General features: G+C 36.8%; 18 protein-coding genes. 10 read left to right on the top strand and 8 right to left on the bottom strand.

Annotation, left to right across the window (positions count from 1 at the left end):
• The first annotated feature begins 1 nt into the window (after position 1).
• The 9 genes from RI845_RS05235 to pgi all read left to right on the top strand — a co-directional run bounded on the left by RI845_RS05235 (position 2) and on the right by pgi (position 10,079).
• Complete coding sequence (locus RI845_RS05235; RefSeq protein WP_348388694.1) at positions 2-1,204, top strand: MATE family efflux transporter; 1,203 nt, start codon at positions 2-4, stop codon at positions 1,202-1,204.
• Complete coding sequence (locus tag RI845_RS05240) at positions 1,176-1,703, top strand: acyltransferase (RefSeq protein ID WP_348388695.1); 528 nt, start codon at positions 1,176-1,178, stop codon at positions 1,701-1,703. Before RI845_RS05235 ends, RI845_RS05240 begins: the two co-directional genes overlap by 29 nt.
• A complete protein-coding gene (locus RI845_RS05245; RefSeq protein WP_348388696.1) occupies positions 1,703-2,767 on the top strand; it encodes a glycosyltransferase in 1,065 nt (354 codons plus the stop codon). The genes RI845_RS05240 and RI845_RS05245 overlap by 1 nt, the downstream gene beginning before the upstream one ends.
• Entirely contained in the window at positions 2,764-3,924 is a 1,161-nt protein-coding gene (locus RI845_RS05250; protein WP_348388697.1) for a glycosyltransferase, read from the top strand. Before RI845_RS05245 ends, RI845_RS05250 begins: the two co-directional genes overlap by 4 nt.
• A complete protein-coding gene (locus RI845_RS05255; RefSeq protein WP_348388698.1) occupies positions 3,921-4,433 on the top strand; it encodes an acyltransferase in 513 nt (170 codons plus the stop codon). Before RI845_RS05250 ends, RI845_RS05255 begins: the two co-directional genes overlap by 4 nt.
• A 4-nt stretch (positions 4,434-4,437) precedes the next feature.
• Positions 4,438-5,583 carry a glycosyltransferase family 4 protein gene (locus RI845_RS05260; RefSeq protein ID WP_348388699.1) on the top strand — a complete coding sequence of 382 codons (1,146 nt, stop codon included), beginning with the start codon at positions 4,438-4,440 and terminating at the stop codon, positions 5,581-5,583.
• A 613-nt stretch (positions 5,584-6,196) separates the two neighbouring features.
• Complete coding sequence (locus RI845_RS05265) at positions 6,197-7,153, top strand: DHH family phosphoesterase (protein ID WP_348388700.1); 957 nt, start codon at positions 6,197-6,199, stop codon at positions 7,151-7,153.
• Positions 7,154-7,259: 106 nt separating this feature from the next.
• Positions 7,260-8,270, top strand: coding sequence for a UDP-glucose 4-epimerase GalE (gene galE, locus RI845_RS05270; protein WP_348388701.1), 1,011 nt, complete (start codon positions 7,260-7,262; stop codon positions 8,268-8,270).
• Positions 8,271-8,438: 168 nt separating this feature from the next.
• Positions 8,439-10,079, top strand: coding sequence for a glucose-6-phosphate isomerase (gene pgi / locus RI845_RS05275; RefSeq protein ID WP_348388702.1), 1,641 nt, complete (start codon positions 8,439-8,441; stop codon positions 10,077-10,079).
• A gap of 9 nt (positions 10,080-10,088) precedes the next feature.
• On the opposite strand, the gene RI845_RS05280 is transcribed toward pgi, so the two are convergent.
• Positions 10,089-10,772: an EAL and HDOD domain-containing protein gene (locus RI845_RS05280; protein ID WP_348388703.1), complete on the bottom strand. Its 684-nt coding sequence runs from the start codon at positions 10,770-10,772 to the stop codon at positions 10,089-10,091.
• Between the two features lie 326 nt (positions 10,773-11,098).
• Between RI845_RS05280 and putP the strand changes: the two genes are divergently transcribed.
• Entirely contained in the window at positions 11,099-12,598 is a 1,500-nt protein-coding gene (gene putP, locus RI845_RS05285) for a sodium/proline symporter PutP (RefSeq protein WP_348388704.1), read from the top strand.
• 116 nt (positions 12,599-12,714) lie between these two features.
• Here the strand turns inward: putP and RI845_RS05290 are convergent, their stop codons facing one another.
• The 7 genes from RI845_RS05290 to RI845_RS05320 all read right to left on the bottom strand — a co-directional run bounded on the left by RI845_RS05290 (position 12,715) and on the right by RI845_RS05320 (position 20,341).
• The gene (locus tag RI845_RS05290) at positions 12,715-13,428 is read right to left on the bottom strand and encodes a DUF3379 family protein (RefSeq protein WP_348388705.1); all 714 of its coding nucleotides are present in this window, start codon (positions 13,426-13,428) and stop codon (positions 12,715-12,717) included.
• Complete coding sequence (locus tag RI845_RS05295) at positions 13,421-13,936, bottom strand: sigma-70 family RNA polymerase sigma factor (protein ID WP_348388706.1); 516 nt, start codon at positions 13,934-13,936, stop codon at positions 13,421-13,423. The genes RI845_RS05290 and RI845_RS05295 overlap by 8 nt, the downstream gene beginning before the upstream one ends.
• A gap of 176 nt (positions 13,937-14,112) precedes the next feature.
• A complete protein-coding gene (locus RI845_RS05300) occupies positions 14,113-15,747 on the bottom strand; it encodes a BatD family protein (RefSeq protein WP_348388707.1) in 1,635 nt (544 codons plus the stop codon).
• On the bottom strand, positions 15,741-17,681 hold the full coding sequence (locus tag RI845_RS05305) for a tetratricopeptide repeat protein (RefSeq protein ID WP_348388708.1): 1,941 nt from the start codon (positions 17,679-17,681) through the stop codon (positions 15,741-15,743). Before RI845_RS05305 ends, RI845_RS05300 begins: the two co-directional genes overlap by 7 nt.
• Positions 17,681-18,805, bottom strand: a complete 1,125-nt coding sequence (locus RI845_RS05310; RefSeq protein WP_348388709.1) for a vWA domain-containing protein — start codon at positions 18,803-18,805, stop codon at positions 17,681-17,683. The genes RI845_RS05305 and RI845_RS05310 overlap by 1 nt, the downstream gene beginning before the upstream one ends.
• A complete protein-coding gene (locus RI845_RS05315) occupies positions 18,798-19,352 on the bottom strand; it encodes a DUF4381 domain-containing protein (protein ID WP_348388710.1) in 555 nt (184 codons plus the stop codon). Before RI845_RS05315 ends, RI845_RS05310 begins: the two co-directional genes overlap by 8 nt.
• On the bottom strand, positions 19,340-20,341 hold the full coding sequence (locus tag RI845_RS05320) for a DUF58 domain-containing protein (RefSeq protein ID WP_348388711.1): 1,002 nt from the start codon (positions 20,339-20,341) through the stop codon (positions 19,340-19,342). Before RI845_RS05320 ends, RI845_RS05315 begins: the two co-directional genes overlap by 13 nt.
• Positions 20,342-20,346: the final 5 nt, after the last annotated feature.

Raw genomic sequence — 20,346 nt, forward strand, 5'->3', positions numbered from 1 at the left:
TATGAACTTTAATTTTCTCCTTATTTCTAATATCTTTTATGTTTTAGTACAGTTTCTAGTACTCTCTCTTTTTTCTAAGTTCTATTCCGTTGAAAATGTAGGTGAATATTTTTTTGCGCTATCAATAAGCGCACCTTTTATGATTTTTGTTGCGTTGAAGCTAAATAATTTTGTTATTACAAATAAAGGGGACTCTTTATCATTTTCAGTAGGAGAAATATATTTCATTCGTATTATATTTACCTTGTTAGGTTGTGGGCTTAGTCTTTTATTTTTTATAATGTTTTTTCAGAAAAATACTAGTATTTTAATTGTTCTGTTTGTAATAATATTTAAGTTTACAGAACAATTTGATGATGTATTGGCTGCATATCAATCGAAACAATTTAATTATAAACGTTTTTCAATTATTAAAGCTAGAAGGGCATCTGTATACTTATTAGTAGTTTTAATTTCTACTTTGTTAAATGATGATTTCGAAAGCAATCTCTTTTTTTCTGGGTTAATGTATTTCATTTGTTGGTACTTTCTCAGTTTAAAAGGTATTAAGCCGCTCGAACGTGTAAAAATCAAAAAAATGTTACGTTTATTTAAATTGCTTTTTCCACTTGGCCTTAGTAGTTGCATTCAATCTTTGGGGACTAGCGGTAGTAGAAGTTTTATAGGTGTTAAACTTGGTAATTCAGCTTTAGCCATCTTTGGTTCTATTTCTTATAGCATCACCGCTATCAACCTTGTAACTAACGCATTAGGTGCATACTTTTTACCTCACTTCTCGGCACTCAAACTGAATAAACATAATTTTTATAAAAAAATTATTTTCTCTCAATCTGTTGTTTTCGTCCTAGCAATAGCTTTATTGTTATTGTCCCATTATTTTGGAGAAATTTTATTGACAATCGTTTTCAATGAAGAAATTGCTGAATATCATTATGGATTATTTTTATTGTGTATATCAGCATCTTTAAAAGCTTCCACAAATTTAATCGGTACTGCACTAATAAGTATTGAAAAATATTCTATTCAAGTTTGGGTCACTTCATTATGGACAGTCTGTTTATTTGTTTTTATATATTTAATGGAAGATCAAAAACTTAAGGGTATGTTCTTAGCCGTTCTTTATGCAACTATAATAGAGTGGCTTTTCGTCTTTTTTATATCAGCATGGCATTTTTATGGGCACTTTAAAAAAACTAATCTTTAAATTATATTCATATTACTTACTTAAGAAAAGTCCGTTAAAGTATGCAAGGCGGATTGGGGTTAATGTAGGTGATAAAACTAGGTTGATAGGTATTAATAGTGGGACCTTTGGGAGTGAACCCTTTTTAATTCATATAGGCTCCAATGTAACAATTACAAAAAGAGTTCAGTTTTTAACTCATGATGGTTCTGTTGACGTTTTTCGGCATAGGGATAAAAATATTGAGTATTTCGGCGATATAAATATAGGGAATAATGTATTTGTGGGTTTTGGAAGTATAATTTTACCGAACACTAAAATTGAAGATGATGTAATTGTTGGAGCAGGAAGTTTAGTTAGAGGTGTGCTCAAAAAAGGGGGGGTATATGCAGGAGTACCAGTTAAACGGATTTGTAATATAGAGGAATTTCATCAGAAAAATATACAACAATTTACTTATATAAGAAATAAGTCGAAAAAGCAAAAAGAACAAATACTTATTGAGAAATTTAAAAAATAATGAAAATATTAATTCTATTAAGCAGGTTAAATAGAGGTGGCGCTGAGATAAGAACTCTGTCACTTCTAAAGGAACTTTCTTCTAATAAAAAGTTTAAGATCTACGTTTACCTTACTTCCGGTGAACGTTGTGAACTTGACAATGAATACGAAAAATACTCTGAGTTAATTTATAGAAATAAAAGTTATCCGATTGCATTTGACTTTATGAGTACTATCAGAAATATCAAATTCGATGTTGTTCATATTAATGCCAATTTAGCTAGCGGTGTGTACTGTTTTTTATCTTATCTATTAGGTATAAAAAAGAGAATTAGCCATATTAGAACATCTTCTGATTATGGTAGCGGGGTTTTATACAATTTAAAAAAGAAAGTGTACAGTTTTCTTACGAATACTTTTTCTACTAGAATCATTGGGGTCTGTGATGGCGCAAGAGATTTATGTAACAGTCCATCCTCTAAGTGGATTACAATTTATAACGGCATAGAAACTAAGGGAAGGAAGTTTGAATTTGAACCTCAAATACAACTTCCTTCTGACGCTATAAAGTTAATAATGATAGGGCGGTTGGCAGATATAAAAAATCATTCGTTTGCAATTGATATTGTATCAAAATTTAAAGGTAAAGTAATATTGGACATATATGGGGAGGGGGCAGCTGATTATGTTGAAAGTATTAATAAAAACATTATCGCCAAAAACTTAGTAGGTATTGTAAACCTAAAAGGTAATTGTAAAGCTCCTTTAGTAGTCATACCGAAGTATGATCTCCTCATCTTACCCTCTAAAAGAGAAGGGCTACCTGGAGTTGTATTGGAAGCGCTCAGTTGTGGAGTGCCAGTAGTATGCACCAATTTGCCTGGATGCTCTGAAATTTCAAAATATTCAACAGCAGTAAATTGCTTACCCATTGAAAAAGATAATGTTAATGATTGGATAAGTAATATCCAGAATTTTAAAAATAATAGCTCGGAAGATCTTATTATTTCAGAGTTCAATTCCAGCCCGTTTTTACATCATATACATTGTGAAGGCATTACTAATGTATGGAAACAAAAATGAAGAAGTTACTATTTGTACATGATCATATATTTATTCGGGGTCAAGATAATAATATTTATTCACAAGGAGGCTTCCCCAAACAGCTATGGTCTAAATATTTTGACTGCTTCTCAAAAATTGATGTTATTGCTCGTTGTTCAGACGAAGTTGAAGTAAATACAGAACCCTATGTTTTATCTACAGCTGGAAATGTATTTTTTCATTTCGTAAAAAAAATATCTTCACCAAAAACTTTGTTAAAAAATTTTAGTTCAGTATCAAGTATTATCGAAAATAAAGTTAGAACATCGGAGTATGTTATTGCAAGATTACCTAGCGAGAATGGTTTGTTAGCGGCTTATTATGCTAAAAAATATAAAAAACCACTTCTTATTGAAGTAGTAGGTTGTGCTTGGGATAGCTTGTGGCATTACGGAGGTACTTTTAGTAAGTTTTATGCATTCATTAGTTATGCTCGTACTAAAATGGCGATTAAAACTTCTGATTATGTTTTATATGTGACTAAAGAGTATTTACAAGAAAAATACCCTGCTAATGAGTTTGCTAAAGTGGTTAGTGCAAGTAATGTTGCAATTAATAATCAAATAACGGTTGCTTCTCCTTTGTATGAAAAGGATTATAGTACTATTAAAGTTGGGTTGATTGGTAATTTTAAAACAAGATATAAAGGTGTTCATACTGCAATTGAAGCTATAAATCTTCTCAATAATAAAGGAGTAAATGCAACTTTATATATTCTTGGTAAAGGGGATAAATCTGAATACTTAGAATTAGCTGAGAAGTTAGGCGTTGGCAATAAAGTTGTCTTTTGTGATCCTGTACCTAGTGGAAAACCAGTTCTTGATTGGATAGATAATATAGATTTATATATTCAACCTAGCTTAACAGAAGGGCTACCGCGCTCTTTAATTGAAGCAATGAGTCGTGGGCGTTTGTGTATTGGCTCCAAGGTTGGTGGGATACCTGAATTATTATCTGCTGACTTCCTGCACCAACCAAATAATGCAGAAGATTTAAGTAATGTAATTTTCAATACAATGCAAAAAGATTTGAACGAAATTTCATTAACCAATATCAATAAGTCTAAAAGCTATAATCAGTCCACTATTTATCAGAGACGATTATCATTTTTCAATCAATTTAGTAATTCAAAATGAGTCAAATTAAATACCAAATCAGATATGCCTTACCCGTATGGTTTCTTTTATTTATCACCAATATTCTACCCGATAATAAATTTTCGATCAGAATAAGAGGTTTATTAGTTAGTATTATTTTGCCTAATAAGCCTAAAAATTTAACTCTTGGAAGAGATATTACTTTATTAGGGATTGATAAATTATTTATAGGGGAGGGGGTGTATATTGCTAAGGGGACTTGGATAAATGCACTCGGTCGTGTAGAGATTGAAGATAAAGCTTTAATTTCACCTTATGTCATCATTGCTTCAGTTACTCATGGGTTTAATGGGGATAACTTCTATGGACCGTCAACTTTTAGTCCTATACGTTTGGGTAAAGGTTGCTGGTTAGCCTCTCATGTTACCGTTACTTCTGGTGTGCATATAGCCCCTAAAACTTTAGTAGGGGCGAACTCTTGTGTTATTAAAAATACCGAATTCGCTAGTTTTTATTCAGGTGTTCCAGCGAAAAAAATAATTAGGTAATCACATGAAACTATTAGTAATAATAACAGTGTCTCAAAATTTATTCAGTCTTTACCGTGATCAGTTTCAATACTTTAAAGAGCTAGGTGTCGATGTGACTGCTATTGCCGCTGATGGGCCAGAACATGAAATGTTGAGGGCTCAAGGAATTAGAACAATTAAAGTTCCAATGGTCAAAAGGCCTTCTCCTTTCTCCGACATGAAGAGCCTTATCTTAATTTGGTCACATATGCTTGTTAATAGATATGATATTGTAAGTATATCTACACCTAAAGCATCTCTTCTTGGTGCTTTGGCTTCATTTTTTAGTTTACACAAAAATGTTGTATTTACATTACGAGGAAGGGCATACGAAAATGAAACTGGATTTAAAAGAAAGTTCTACACTTTAATCGATAAATTAATCTGTAAAATATCTAAGAAAGTATTTTCTATCTCTAAAGAATTGGGTAATGAATTAATAACGTCAGGTTTAATTAATAAAGAAAAACTACATTTAATTGGAGAAGGTTCAAGTAACGGTGTCGATTTAACTAGATTTTCAAAGGCTAATATAGATGAGCAAACTATTCATGATTTAAAAAAGAAACTTTTAATTCAAAATAATACAAAAGTTATTTTATATAGTGGTAGGATTAGAAAAGACAAGGGAATTGAAGAGTTAGTTCAAGCTTTCAAAATATTGAATAAACAATATAATGAAGTTATCCTTTTAATTCAAGGAGAAGAGGACCACACTGATCCGCTATCAGCTAATATCATTGCCGAAATAAAGAAAAATAATAATATCATTAGAGCTCCATGGTCTTTTGAAGTTGAAAAATATTTTGCTATTGCTGATATTTTTGCCTTTCCAAGTTACCGTGAAGGATTTGGAAATGTAGCAATAGAAGCGTCTGCTATGTCGTTACCTGTGATTGCATATAACGTTATGGGATGTCGTGAAAGTGTAGTGAATAGTAAAACTGGTTTGTTGGTCACCCCTTTTTTGATAAATGACTTTGCAGATAAATTGCTTTTATTACTAAATGATGAACCTTTACGTATTAGGCTAGGTAAACAAGGAAGAGAGAGGATAGTTGACTCATTCGATAGCAGGTATATTTGGTCTCAAATTTTACAGTTATACAAATCTGTAGCGAAAAATTAAAGCTCGAAATAACTTAAACCACTTTTAATTTATTCTATTTCTGACGTGATGTTTTTTAAGATTATGATTATTGTAAAGACTCAAATATAAACTCATTTTCAATTTGGTACAATGAGTGATATATCTTGATGTTATGGTTGAGGCGCAATTGTTGATATTTATTTTTAGAGAGCGTTTTGACCATCCCCGAAGCACTAGCAATTATTATTTTGGAATTAATCACAGACCAAAGTAAATTTTGTAAATACGTTGTCTACCAGATGCTCAACCTTTATAAGCTGTGATTTTAAACATTATTTGGGGCTAGTAATTTCTTAGGAGCCCAAGTCCCGAATTTTTAATGTGGCTTGTCTTGTATTATTATACATTGAAAAGGCTAGCATTAGTCCGAAACTTTTCGGAATAATGTCAAGAAAAAGTAGATCTATTGATTTGTAGAAAAGTTTTTACAAACATATTAGCTCTTTAATTTACGAAAGTATTATTGGCAACATAATTAAAAACTCTAATGTAGCCATAAGTAATATTGCTGCATTTTTATCTCCAAAGTAATATTTTTCTAATTCATTTGAACTAAAATTAAAATAGACAATGAATTTAAAAAGGACGTTATATGCATTTTGATGTTTTCAATGGTGATGCTGACGGTATTCTTGCCTTAGTGCAGTTGCGTTTATCATTACCCAAAGAATCAACTCTGATCACCGGTGTGAAAAGAGATATTTCTTTAGTTCAACAAGTGCCTGTTGACTCTGCAAGTAGTGTTACAGTGCTAGATGTTTCAATGGAAAAGAATACATCCGCGTTGCAAAATTTATTAAACAATGATGTAGCAGTATTTTATGTCGATCATCATCGTACGGGCGATGTCCCGGAATCTCCTTTACTTACCTCTCTAGTTAACACCTCTCCTGATGTATGTACCAGTTTATTAATAAATGACTACTTAAACGGTCAACATAATTTATGGGCTATCGCTGCCGCATACGGTGATAACCTTAAAGCTGTTGCCAACCGTCATTGTTCGTTAAATGGCATAAATAGTATGTTATCAAACCAACTTGAGGCTCTAGGGACTTATGTAAATTATAATGGCTATGGTCGTACTACTGATGATTTGCATTTCCACCCAGCCGATTTGTATCAACAACTTTTAGCTTATGAAAATCCTACAAGTCTGTTTTCTAATAAATCTTCTTTATTCTATGACTTAGAGACGGCGTATCAGCAAGATATGAATAAAGCACAAACAGCGGAAGTATTGTTTGATAATGATATTTGTAAAGTGGTTTGTTTGGACGATGCTGCCTGGTCACGAAGAGTTAGTGGTGTATTTGGTAATGAGCTGGCTAACCAAGCACCCAATAAAGCTCATGGCGTGTTAACTCGTAATTTAGATGGGAGTTATACCGTTAGTGTTCGTGCACCTTTAAATAATAAGCAGGGGGCAGATGAAGTGTGTATTCAGTTCCCGACCGGTGGAGGCCGTGCTGGTGCAGCTGGCATTAATGCGTTGCCTGAAGAGCAGATAGAAACGTTTATTTCCGTGTTGCATAATTATTATGATTAGCTCCTGAAACAAATTCAGGGAATAAATTGTTGTTCAGAAAATTAAGGGCTGCTTAAACAGTTAGAATACCTGTTTAAACCGGAAACGTTTTTAAAGTGGAATTATTATGAGTTTATTAATTACGGGTGGAACCGGCTATATCGGCAGCCATACGGTTGTTGAGTTATTTTCAGTAGGTCAACAAGTCGTCATTGTAGACAGCCTTGCAAATTCTTCAACCAAATCATTAGAGCGCATTGAGCAAATAACAGGAATTAAACCTGTTTTTATTGAAGCCGACATTTGTGATAAAGATGCCATGCGCAAAGTGTTTAGCGATAATGATATTAATGCCGTGATCCATTTTGCTGGTTTAAAAGCTGTCGGCGAGTCTACCCAGATACCATTAAGTTATTATCATAATAACGTCTCTGGCACCGTTGCGTTATTGGAAGTGATGGGCGAGTTTAATGTTAAAAAGCTAGTGTTCAGCTCATCTGCTACGGTTTATGGTGAAAATAATGTTTCGCCATTAGTTGAAACCATGCCAACTTCGGCAACAAATCCTTATGGCCAAACCAAGTTAATGGTTGAACATATACTGTTTGATTTAGCTAAAAGTGATGCTGATTGGTCTATTATTTCGCTGCGTTATTTTAATCCTATTGGCGCTCATAAATCTGGGCTTATCGGTGAGAACCCTAACGGTATTCCAAATAACCTTTTACCATTTGTATCGCAAGTTGCGGTAGGGCGCCTAAAAGAGCTTAATGTATTTGGTGATGATTACGATACTGTTGACGGGACAGGCGTACGTGATTACATCCATGTGGTTGATTTAGCCATTGCTCATGTAAAAGCGGTAGCGGCTTTAGAGAAGTTACCTGGTTGTACAGCAATAAATATTGGCACAGGCAATGGTACTTCTGTATTGCAAATTGTTGATAAATTTAAAGAGGTTAGTGGCGTTGAAATTCCATTTAACATAAGTCCTCGTCGCCCTGGTGATATTGCAACAGTATTTGCTGAAGCTAAACTGGCCAATGAATTACTTGGCTGGCAAGCTGAACGAGGGTTAGATGACATGATTGCAGATACATGGCGTTGGCAATCAAATAACCCCAACGGCTTTGAATAGGGTTTAACACACTAGCATTGGCCTTAATGCCAATGCTTAAAATCCAACTTATGTATGTTAACAAACCATAACTAATTGTCTTTATATTAAAAGTTTCTTTTAAAGAAACATAATTTGCTAAACTTAACGTTATAAACCTTATAATCGTTTCAGCTTCAAGGATTTGATGTGCATTCGCAAACAACTACGCAATCAGAACATGTAAACACTTTACACGACAAAGCTAATCAATATTTAACACACTCAATTTCTGATTACTTCAATAACTCTCTTCGTTTCGAACAGTTCTCTTTGAATGCTTGTAATATCTTTCTTGATTACTCAAAACAAAATTTAGACGAAAATGTAATGCAGTCATTGCTTGGTTGGGCTGATGATATGCAGTTAAACACCGCGATAAAAGGTATGTTTGGTGGTGAAAGAATCAACCATACTGAAGACCGTGCGGTTCTACATAGCATTTTACGCGCACCGGCTGACAAACAAAAGTCCGTGTTGGGTGAGCAAGTCGCTAATGAAATTGCTGGCGCTAATCAGCAAATGAAAGAGTTATGTCAAAAGCTACACAAAGGTGAGTATTTAGGCTGTACGGGCAATGCGATAACTGATGTTGTTGCTATAGGTATTGGTGGATCATATTACGGTGCAAAAGTGGCACAAGAGTCGTTGAAAGCATTTCACCAACAAAGCGTAAAAGTACATTACCTGGCAAATATTGATGGTAGTGCTGTTGCTGAGAAGTTAGCGCTGTTAAATCCAGAAACCACACTAGTTATTATTATTTCCAAAACCTTTTCTACACAAGAAACATTATTAAATGCGAAAAGCGCAAGAAGCTGGCTTGCAAGTTACCTGACTAATTATGATATCTCAGATCATTTTGTTGCAGTCAGTTCAAATATTACTAAAGCGATAGAGTTTGGCGTAAAGGAAACTAATATATTGCCTATGTGGGATTGGGTTGGGGGCCGGTTCTCTGTATGGTCTGCAGTTGGGTTACCATTGGCCATAGCCATAGGATATAAAAACTTTGAGCAAATGCGCGCTGGTGCTTTTCAAATGGATGAGCATTTTCAAAATGCCCCTTTTGCTGAGAATATGCCGGTATTAATGGCGTTAATTGGTATTTGGAACTCAAGCTTTTTGGGTTATAACTCCTTGGCTGTTTTACCCTATGATCATTCGTTACGTGCTTTTCCTGGTTATTTACAGCAAGTCGATATGGAAAGTAATGGCAAACGTATTAATCATTTTGGTGACGAGATTAAATTAACCACCGCGCCAATAGTCTTTGGTCAAGAAGGTACGAATGGTCAGCATGCCTTCATGCAGCTAATGCATCAAAGTAATGAAATAGTTCCGGCTGACTTTATCGTGTCACTAACTTCGAACAGCGATTATCATCATCACCATACGATGTTAGTGGCTAACTGTTTCGCTCAAAGTGAAGCTCTGATGGTAGGAAAAACGTTAAAGCAAGCTAAAGCAAACTTAACAGAACAAGGATTATCCGCTAATGATGTAGAGCGTTTGGCTCCGCATAAGGTTATGCCGGGTAATTCGCCGTCAAATACAATTGTATTCGACCATTTTACACCGAAAAGGTTAGGCGCATTTTTGGCATTGTATGAACATAAAATTTTTGTTCAAGGCGTCATGTGGGGGCTTAATTCATTCGATCAATGGGGCGTTGAACTAGGGAAGGAACTCGGCACATCGATATTGGCAGTTATGGGAGGAGAAAGTAATGATACATTATCTAGTTCCACCCAAAATTTAATTTCCAAGTATTTGGATAAACGTCAATAGTGCCTAAATTCAAGCGAATGATAAGTCTAGCGCGAACTCATTGTTAGGGTTAGATTTTATTACTTCGGGTTTATCAAAAAAGAAACCTTGGAAAAAATCAAACCCTAAGTTAATAGCTTGTTTATATTCTTGTTGATTTTCAACTTTTTCGGCGAGTAACTGAATATGAGGGAAGTCCGCGAGGTGTTCAATTAACTCAATGATCTCTTCTATACTACTTTGTCTGAAATCCACTTTTATAATTTTTATAAAAGGGAAGAAGTCGTGCCACTGTTGGTGATGCACAAAATCATCTAACGCAATGCAATAACCCTTCTCATGCAAATCTTTGCAAATGGTTAAAAGCTTTGAGCAAGGCTGTTCAGTTTCCAGTATTTCAACAATGACATGCTTAGCATCAAACTGCTGGGGGTAGCCTTTTTGCAGGGTTTCTAATGTAAAATTTATAAAGGCAGGTTTTTGATTAGTGAAGGTTTTACTCTGCCTGCTCTTGAGCGTGGTTTGTATGAGTTGCACCGTCGCTAAATTTGCATCAATGTCTGGACAAACATTAATCAAGCTATCTCTGAAAAGTAATTCATAAGCAAAAATTTTATTATTTTTATCAACAATCGATTGTCTAGCGGCAAAACCTTTTAGCACATCATAGCTCGCCTGTTTCTCTTTTATTGATATTGCATTATTTAATTGCATTTGTAGTCAAATACCTAATTGTGACTTTTGAAATTCCATTTAAAAATAAACTTAGTTAATACGTTACCACATTAAAAAGAAATAAATAGTGAATTTTTATTTCTGAAATTCTAAATAAACTTGCTCAAATTTAGCTTTTTATTAACCAAGATATTATTAATCTAATTAAAACAAATTGTTAATAAAAAATAACAAGCAAAAATATAGTAATTGTACTGCAATTAGATTTATCATAAGGGATATTTTTTCTTAGTATCCCATGCAAAAACTTAAAGTTTCCATGGTATATACTTAAGAAAGCCTGTTTTAATGCTTAGGAGTCTACTTTGGCCATCGGTACTATTTTTTCGTTAGCGGTTTATTTTATTGTAATGATCGCGATAGGTTTATATGCCTTTAAAAAATCAACAGATGATGTATCGGGATATATGTTGGGGGGGCGCAGTTTAAGCCCTTCCGTGACCGCGCTTTCTGCAGGTGCTTCAGATATGAGTGGTTGGATCCTGATGGGCGTTCCAGGGGCTATGTACATTTCCGGTTTAAGTAGCACGTGGATCGCAATTGGTTTGGTAATTGGTGCTTATGCAAACTATAGAATTGTCGCACCACGTTTGCGTACTTATACAGAACTTGCCAATGACTCTATAACGCTTCCTGACTTTTTTGAAAACCGTTTCAAAGATGATAAACGTTTGCTACGTATAGTCTCTTCGATTGTCATCATCATATTTTTTACCTTATACACTTCATCAGGCATTGTCGCTGGTGGAAAGTTATTTGAAAGCTCTTTTGCGTTGAATTATGAACTTGGCCTTTATATTACGGCTGGTGTTGTAGTTTGCTACACCATGTTTGGTGGCTTCTTAGCGGTGAGTTTAACGGACTTTGTTCAGGGCTGTATTATGTTTATAGCCTTAATATTAGTGCCGGTTGTAGTGATATACAATGTTGGTGGGATAGGCGAAGTGCAACAAAGCATTGAAACTATCAACCCTGACTTGTTCAATATGTTCAGCGGTGTCAGCGCTGTTGCTATTATTTCGGCTATGGCTTGGGGGTTAGGCTATTTTGGCCAACCTCATATTATTGTTCGCTTTATGGCTATTCGCTCTGTAGAAGACTTACCCGTAGCTCGTCGTATCGGCATGAACTGGATGATTGTGTCATTGTGTGGGGCTGTAGCAACAGGGTTTGCCGGTATTGCTTATATCGCTAAAACAGGCATGCCGCTTGACGATCCTGAAACAATATTTATTCTTTTATCACAAGTACTGTTTCATCCGCTAATTGCAGGTTTCCTTCTTGCGGCAATTCTTGCGGCAATTATGAGTACTATTTCGTCGCAATTGTTAGTGACTTCAAGTTCTTTAACTGAAGATTTTTATAAAATCTTTTTAAATAAAGATGCGAGCGAAAAGCAGCTTGTTATGGTTGGTAGATTTTCAGTGCTATTAGTTGCTCTTATCGCCGTATTCTTGGCTTATGATAGAGACAGTTCTATTTTAAGCTTAGTAGGAAACGCTTGGGCAGGTTTTGGCGCCGCATTTGGCCCATTAGTTATCCTTAGCTTGTATTGGAAACGTATGAACAAGCAAGGCGCTTTAGCTGGTATGTTAGTAGGTGCCTTTACCGTGTTGTTTTGGATTTATGCGCCAATTACGGTTAATGGACAAAGCTTAAGTGCTTGGATTTATGAGATTGTACCAGGGTTTATCTTCTCTACTATTGCGATTGTGGTTGTTAGCAGAATGACAGAGCAGCCTGATGGTGATATTCAGGAAACATTCAGCAAAGTTGAGTCTTTGCATACACGCCAACCTGGCTAGCTTCGAATCACGAATACGTTGCACTCCGAATACGCTTCGCTTCGATAGAATCTTCGTGATTCGAAATGAAATGTATTCGAAGTAGCGTAGCTACGTATTCGAAATTTGGAATTGAGTTAAATCGACCATTCAATGCTTTCATCAATTTTTTGCTGCCATTGCTGTAATGGTTCGTTCTTATTACCCATTATAATCACATCACCTTGTTGATATTGATGGGTAATACCAAGCACTGATTCATCACTAAATTGCTTGGTAAATTTTAAATGAGTCGATTTTGGTACAAGAAATACAGTGACATTGTCAAACTTGCCTTCAAACACTAAGTGAATACTGTCCATGCCATCAAAATAACAATCATCGATTGAAATTAATTTTCCGATCTGGTCTTTAAAGCCAACGTTTAAATCAGAAACATCTTCATTGAAACTGGCCAAGTTATATTGGGCATTACCATGTTTAGCAAAGTTATCTGCTTCATGGTGGTAATGCGCTAATGAATAATCAGCAACATTTGAATACGCTGGACTTGAGTTAATAAAACTCACACCAATACCTACCGCGAAAGCTACTGAGGCAGCCATGGCTAAATGTACTCTCGACTTCTTCTTGGTTTGTTGATGTGAATGCAAGCTTTGACGCAAAATAAGTTGGCTGGCTAAGTTTTCTGGCACTTCAACTTTCATCGCGTTAGCAATGTTCGAATCTAAGGCTTTTAAATCATCGGCAAAATCTTTACGCTTTTTGTCATTACTCATTGCGTCGATTATATCTTGATCTTGGCTATTCGGATCAGAATACAGTCTTCGTCTGAATTCTAAGTCATCCATTTATGCGCCCCTTAATTTCGTTATCTTTTTCAATTGCATCTTTGAGTTGATTTCGTGCTCTGAACAAGCGTGTCATCACCGTATTTTTATTTAAATCCAACATATTGGCTATCTCTTCGCCGCTAAACCCACCAATAACTTGCAGAACCAATGGCTCTCGATATTCAACGGGTAAGCGAGCAATTTTTTCCCTTAGCCAATGATCTTCAAGTTGTTGCTCTGTACTAGTTGAAAAATTATCAACGGTACTGCCTTCATCGTATTCGCTCATGTCGAATTGCTTGCGTTCAAAGCGGCGAGCATTTTCTCTACGCAATATCGTAATTAGCCATGACTTAGCAGCTTTTTGGTCTTTCAACGAGTCAAGCGCCCGCCAAGCTCTAAGGAATGTTTCCTGAACTAGATCTTCGGCGATATGTTTGTCATGCACTAACCAGTATGCGTAGCGGTATAAGTCACCGTGCAACGCTTTTACCAATGCTTCGTATCTAACTTGTTTACTTGCCATAAATGGGGCCGGGCTTCCATTAACAATATTATTGTTGGGTATAGGTAAAGACCTTATCGATACCAAATTTATTTCGTAAAAATAAAATATTTCTTTAATTTTATCTCAACAAATAAAAATGCCCACATTTTGTGGGCATTTTTTAATAGCAATAACCTGATATCGGAACTCAAACGTTATTGTGGATTGATCGCTATTTCTATTTGTTGCGCTTGAATGGTTTTAGTTTGCAGCCTTGAAATTATCTTTAATAACTTACTACCTTGCCAGTTTCCTGTGTTGGCTGAGTAATAATTACGCTGTAATTCCGCTAATGCTTCATTGAAATCTACGCTATTAAGCTTTTTACTCACTTGCTCTAAATTAGCAAAGTGCTCGTTCGGATACAGATCTTTAGCCCATAAAGGTAATAAAGCAATCACTTGTTCGCCATTATTTTGTGTACAAGCAGCCATTAATTTTAAATAGCTTTGTTTATCTTCGCTGGTGAATGTTGCTTTGTTAAAGCGTAGGTTGCCTTTCAACTTTGAAACATATAACCAAGCTAATGCTGTCAGGAGCCAACCAGCTAAAAACAGCCATTGCAAAGTCGTGTTATGCTCAGTCACAATTTGCACTTCTGGCTGCATCGGTTGACTGAATGCAGGCGTGGCAGCTTGAACGCCATTGATGGTAACTGTTCTACCAGGAATAACGGTTTGTTCAAGTTTATTAAGCTTAGTATTCCACCAAGGCACAATTAAATCAGGCAAGGTATAGGTACCCGGTTTCGTTGGTACTATGGCAAATTCTTGTACCTTTTGGCTTATTAATAAACCGTTTTGTACGCCGCTTTGACTTTCAGCTTGGTCAGGATATATTTTTAAACCATCCGGCACTTCAAAGTTCAATTCTGGTAGTTGCTCTGCACTAAGTGCTGCTGCAGTTATCGTTACTTTACGAGTGATTGGCTCGCCTAATTCAAATTCTGTGCCTTCAATGGGCCATTCATCTTCAATATTAATAATTTCGCTCGGTAGCCACTCTCCACTGTAATTATCCGGGACTGGCTTCACCATAATATCTATTTCTTTACCGCGAATGCTAACAGGCTTGCCTCTGTCCATTCCTGAAAATAAAGAGCGCTTATTACTAATGATAATTTCACCTTCAAAGGTCGAACTATGCAGCACAAATTTACCACTGGTTTGCGGTTTTACCGAGTAAATACGCTCAATAATTCGATAACGTTTACCGTCGATAATTTGCGTATCTTCCTTATCTTGACCTATTTGCTTAATTTCTGCGCCTGTCATTTTCGGCTCAGTGAGTACGCCGCGTTTTAAGTTTACCGCTAAGTGCAAACGTACTTTTAAGGTAAATTGTTGCTGTACATATACGTCTTGCTCACTTACATCCGAGGTAATATATAAGTCTTTTTGCTGGCTGCTACCTTTTTCACTTTCTGCTAACACAACTAATGCAATTGGTTGGGTGTTTACTCCATCGATAGAAAGAGCAGGGATCACCACTTTGCCTTTTTTACGAGGAATAAGCAGAGTAGTCCACTGAGTTGTTCGGGTCATATCGAAGTTAACCATATTGGTTTGGCTGCTAACGGATGTGCCGCCCACAACAAAATCTTGTTGTAATACGCTCGGGTCAAATGCATCGGCCGATACTGAATCATCGGCTACAATAGTCAGTACGATAGATTCATTAACAACTGCTGGATTCTTATCAATACTTGCGGTCACGCTGGTTAATGCATTCGCCATAAATGTGGCAAATAGCGAAACTATAAAAACGCACTGTTTGATCGTTTTTACCATTTTTCTTTTACTCCAATACTGCTTCTGTTTTGACGACGCTTTTGATACTCCAGTTTCATTTTATTGCGTAGTAATAACTGGGGGTCGTCGGTAACTTTTCTTAGCATTTGTTCATGTTTTTGGTTTAATTCAGCATCTTCATTGCTGGCAGAGTCAACTACGCCAGCACTTTGTTCATCCTGTGCACTTTGTTGTTCATCTTGCTCTGCATTGTCAGCTTGAGCCGCAGCATTTTGTTCTTGTTCGGACTCATCTTGTTCAGCACTTTGTTGCTCATTGTCTTTACTTTGCTGCTCAGATTCTTGTTCGTTAGGGTTTTGATCGCCATTAGGGCTTTCTTGGCTTTGCGAGTCTTGCGATTGTTGATCTTGGTTTTCACCGTCTTGCTGATTTTGATCTTGCTGCTGTTGATCTTGGTTTTCACCGTCTTGCTGATTTTGATCTTGGTTATTATCGTTGTCACCATTTTCACCAGATTGTTGCTGTTCAGATTGTTCCTGATTTTGCTCTTGATTGGAGTCGTCTGAGTTTTGCTCTTGGTTTGACTGGTCTTGTTGCTGTTCTTGTTGTTTTAGTTGCTCCACAAGGGCTTTGTTTATTGCCGCATCCTGATGGTCTGGGTTTTGAGTTAATACCTCATCGTAGGCGTTAATTGCGTCATCATATTGTTGCAGTTTCGCCAGAGCATTACCCTGGTTATAACGGGATTCAGTAGATTCAACTTGCTTAAATGCTTCTAATGCCTTTTCAAAGTCACCGGCTTTATAGTAGCTGCTGCCTTGCCAAAGTGGCTTTGAAAACTGCTTTGCAGCTTCTGCATATTGTTGCTTTTCAAAGTTTGATTGGGCTTGTTGATTTTTGGTTTGCCATAAATCGTCCCATAGGCTTGCTTCAGCCTTTGGTGTATGCAGTGAAGATGCAATTACTAAACTTAATAAAACTGGAGTAAACAGTACTCCGCGGCGGAAGTAACCCAGCATTAAAGGTAGCGCGATTAATAATAAATACGGTCCCATCTCCTGCCATTGGTCGCCTAGGTTGTCTTGTTCATTCTGCATTTCTTTTTTTGCGTCAAGTGCTTTTAACTCACTTAGGTTTTCTAAGTCGCTGTCATCTGCGGTTATTTGGCTAAACACTCCACCACTATTTTTGCTTATTCTGGCAAGTCGTGGTGCATTCATTTTAGGGATAACAATATTGCCCCCTCTATCTTTCATCAGTTCGCCATTAGCTAAGGTAATTGGTGCACCTTGCTCGCTTCCTACACCTAAGATATTTATGCGATGTGGATGCTCATTAGCAAAATCAGTAATATCACTAAGCTCATCTGAGCTTATGCCATCAGTTACCCAATAAATATCACCTTCTAGATGTCCCGCGTTTTGTAGCATTTCATTGGCAAGTATTAATGCCGGGTATGGGTTAGAGCCTAACTCAGGCATAATGCTCGGCGATAATGAAGGCAATAGTAGTTTGATGTTTTCTATATCGGCAGTAAGCGGGCTAATAATAAATGCATCACCAGCGTATGCGACTAACCCAATTTCGCCTTCATCAATTTTTTCAACTAAATCCATTGCTTTAAAGCGCGCCATCGTTAAACGGTTTGGCTTAATATCTGTTGCCATCATCGAAAATGACATGTCCATGATAACCACCGAACCACGTTCAACATCAAATACAGGTTGTGGGAGTTTTTGCCATGTAGGGCCAGCAAGGGCAAAAATAAATAATAAGCCAATCACTGATGCTGGGATCAGTGACACAGGTTTTTTATTTTCATTGCTGCTTAATAACATATTGGCTAAATGTTTTGGGATAACATGGTGCCAAGCGCTACTTGAAATTCTAATTTTTCTAAGTTGCCAAATAACCCAAACCAGCACAATAACGGCCAGTAACCATAAAGGGCGGATAAAATGAAATTCACTCATTAAATTTGCTCCTCAGACTGTGCTTTGGTCTCAATCGACTCGTCTGTGTGTGCAGCGGAACTGACATTAGTATTTTTATCTACCTTTTTAACAGACTGACTTGAAGTCGTGATATTTTGGGTATTCGAAGACCAGTTAAATACAGAGCCAAAGCTGATATATTTAATCATCAACATTTGAATAATCATTAATACGATAGCGACTGTTAACGGGTAATAAAATAACGCAGTTAATGGACGCATTTGTTGTTGATCTTGCTCAACCGGTTCAAGTTGATCAAGTAATTGATAAATACGGGTCATTGATTCGCCGTCAGTTGCTCTGAAGTACGAACCGCCAGTTTGCTTCGCAATTTTAGTCAAAGTATTTTCGTCTAAATCGCGAGAAGGGTTTACTTTACGAGTACCAAACAGTGAACGTTCAAGCATTACTTCTGCGCCTACACCTATGGTGTAAATGGTGACATCTTTTGCTACGGCTAACTCAAGTGCTTGCTCCGGAGTTATTTTTCCAGAAGTATTTTGGCCATCAGTGACTAACAGTAACACTCGATTGGATTCTTTCTTATTAACAAAGCGTTTAACCCCGAGCGCCATCGCATCGCCAATTGCTGTTTTTTGACCAACTAAGCCAATTGCAGACTCATCGAGCATTTGTTGTATGGTTTTTCTATCGAAGGTCATTGGGGTTTGCATATACGCATCATCGCCAAATAGAATTAACCCTAAGCGATCACCATTTCTGCGTTCTATAAAGTCACCAAGCAATTCTTTAAGCATTACCAAACGATTCACCGTGCTGCCATTTACCCGCATATCTTCAATTTGCATACTGCCGGATAAATCCACTGCGATGATCATTTCTCTACCTTCGGTAGGAATTTGAATAGGGTCGCCTAACCATTGGGGTCTTGTTACCGCCAATACCAACAAACACCAGACAACGACCGCAAACCAAACGGGTAATTGCTGCTGTCCCATAGCCGATGTTTTTGAACTGGCGCCAGGTAGTAGTACAGGTACTTTCAATGCCGCCGAGCTTGCTGCTTTTTTGGGAGATAAGAAATAAACAAATAATGGCAATGGTAACAGTAAGGCAAGCCATGGCCATAAAAAGCTAATCATGGGCAACCTCACTGGTCTTGTTTGCTGCTTCGGTGTTGTTCTTTGCAGAAGAAGTTTGTGCTGTCTTAGATGATTTAATATCAGCGCCTTTACTTTCTATGAAAATAGCTTGGTTAACCCACAATAATGCTGCTTGCTGAAACTCTTGTGAGTAAAGAGAATGAGTAGATTTTCGATACTGTTGCATTAGCGCATTTTCAGCCAGCTTTATAAAACTTGCTTGCTGTTCGTTCGCTAATTTGTTTGTTAAAAATACCAATAATTTATCACCATGTAATGCTGCAACGTCATCACGGCTAAAATAATGCATGCCTACCCACTTTAAAATAGCAATAGACTGCTCAGTAGATAAGTCATCCAATTCGGTTAATTGTTTTATCGCCTGGCGTTTCACTGAGTTTTGCTTACGTTTAGCTGCTATTTTTTTATAAGTGAAAACGGCTATGGCAATTACTGTGATAAGTATGAGCCACCATCCCGGGGCAATTGGCCAACCATGGATGTTTTCGGGCAAGTGGATATCTTGTAAATTCGCTAACGGATCCAAGACTCAACTCCTGATTTTAATTGATGTTCAATGCTACTACCGGCAGAAAAGCTAATAAAGCGAGCTCCGGCCTTTTGATACATGTGTTGTTTTAATTGAGTGAGCATTTGCGCTTTTTGTTGGTAACGCTCAGCAGATTTTTTATCACCAAGCGTAAGTTGTTGTTTTACTTTACCATTCGTTACAGCGACTGATGTTTTATGATGGCTGTCAGGAAGTTCAGACTCTAAAGGATCTGATATTTGGCAAATCACTAATTCACATACGCGGGAGATCTGAGATAGCGGTAACAGAGCTTGTTCATCAAAATGATTTCCATCAGTGATTAAATACACTAATGAGCCAGGACGAGCCAACTGACGTAAACGATTACAATTTTCAATAAAGTAATCATTACTGGTTGGAGTATCTTGCTGCCAATGTTCTAAGCCCTGCAAGTGCAATTCATCCAAGGCGTGCAAATAATGTAGAACACCATTTTGGCGACTTCTCGGTTTAAGCTCTTGATGTTCAAGTTCATTAAAGACTAAACCACCAACTCTGTCGCCGCGCTTTTTGGCATGCCAAGCCACTAAGGCGGCAATATGGGAGGCTTGCACTGATTTAAATAGTAGCTTTGAACCGAAAAACATCGACTGACCCAAATCAGTGGCAATTAACACCGGGCGTTCTACTTCTTCTTTAAATAGTTTGGTATGAGTTTCACCAGTGCGCGCAGTAACGCGCCAATCGATGGCTCTTATATCGTCACCAGTTTGATAATGCCTTACTTCATCAAACTCCATACCTCTGCCTTTAGTGCGAGCGAGGTAGTTACCTGATAAATGACCATGCAAAGCCTTTTTAGGCGCAAGGTTTAACAGTGACGCCTTACCCTGATAAGGTAATAGTTCATCAATCGTTAAATTAATACCGTCACTTTGCAGGGTGCTAAGTTGTTCACTTATACCAGTATTTGCATCATCATTTGAATGCTTATTCCACCACATAGTTT

It is taken from the genome of Thalassotalea nanhaiensis (assembly GCF_031583575.1).
Classification (GTDB): Bacteria; Pseudomonadota; Gammaproteobacteria; order Enterobacterales; family Alteromonadaceae; genus Thalassotalea_A; species Thalassotalea_A nanhaiensis.

Bases quoted from the DNA above. Each gene is read 5' to 3' on its own strand.
- RI845_RS05260 (WP_348388699.1), top strand. From the start codon at position 4,438: ATGAAACTATTAGTAATAATAACAGTGTCTCAAAATTTATTCAGTCTT.
- RI845_RS05300 (WP_348388707.1), bottom strand. From the start codon at position 15,747: ATGGTAAAAACGATCAAACAGTGCGTTTTTATAGTTTCGCTATTTGCC.
- RI845_RS05235 (WP_348388694.1), top strand. From the start codon at position 2: ATGAACTTTAATTTTCTCCTTATTTCTAATATCTTTTATGTTTTAGTA.
- RI845_RS05295 (WP_348388706.1), bottom strand. From the start codon at position 13,936: ATGGCAAGTAAACAAGTTAGATACGAAGCATTGGTAAAAGCGTTGCAC.
- RI845_RS05280 (WP_348388703.1), bottom strand. From the start codon at position 10,772: ATGCAATTAAATAATGCAATATCAATAAAAGAGAAACAGGCGAGCTAT.
- RI845_RS05320 (WP_348388711.1), bottom strand. From the start codon at position 20,341: ATGTGGTGGAATAAGCATTCAAATGATGATGCAAATACTGGTATAAGT.
- RI845_RS05310 (WP_348388709.1), bottom strand. From the start codon at position 18,805: ATGATTAGCTTTTTATGGCCATGGCTTGCCTTACTGTTACCATTGCCA.
- RI845_RS05290 (WP_348388705.1), bottom strand. From the start codon at position 13,428: ATGGATGACTTAGAATTCAGACGAAGACTGTATTCTGATCCGAATAGC.
- RI845_RS05250 (WP_348388697.1), top strand. From the start codon at position 2,764: ATGAAGAAGTTACTATTTGTACATGATCATATATTTATTCGGGGTCAA.
- RI845_RS05305 (WP_348388708.1), bottom strand. From the start codon at position 17,681: ATGAGTGAATTTCATTTTATCCGCCCTTTATGGTTACTGGCCGTTATT.
- RI845_RS05240 (WP_348388695.1), top strand. From the start codon at position 1,176: ATGGGCACTTTAAAAAAACTAATCTTTAAATTATATTCATATTACTTA.
- RI845_RS05255 (WP_348388698.1), top strand. From the start codon at position 3,921: ATGAGTCAAATTAAATACCAAATCAGATATGCCTTACCCGTATGGTTT.
- RI845_RS05245 (WP_348388696.1), top strand. From the start codon at position 1,703: ATGAAAATATTAATTCTATTAAGCAGGTTAAATAGAGGTGGCGCTGAG.
- galE (WP_348388701.1), top strand. From the start codon at position 7,260: ATGAGTTTATTAATTACGGGTGGAACCGGCTATATCGGCAGCCATACG.
- RI845_RS05265 (WP_348388700.1), top strand. From the start codon at position 6,197: ATGCATTTTGATGTTTTCAATGGTGATGCTGACGGTATTCTTGCCTTA.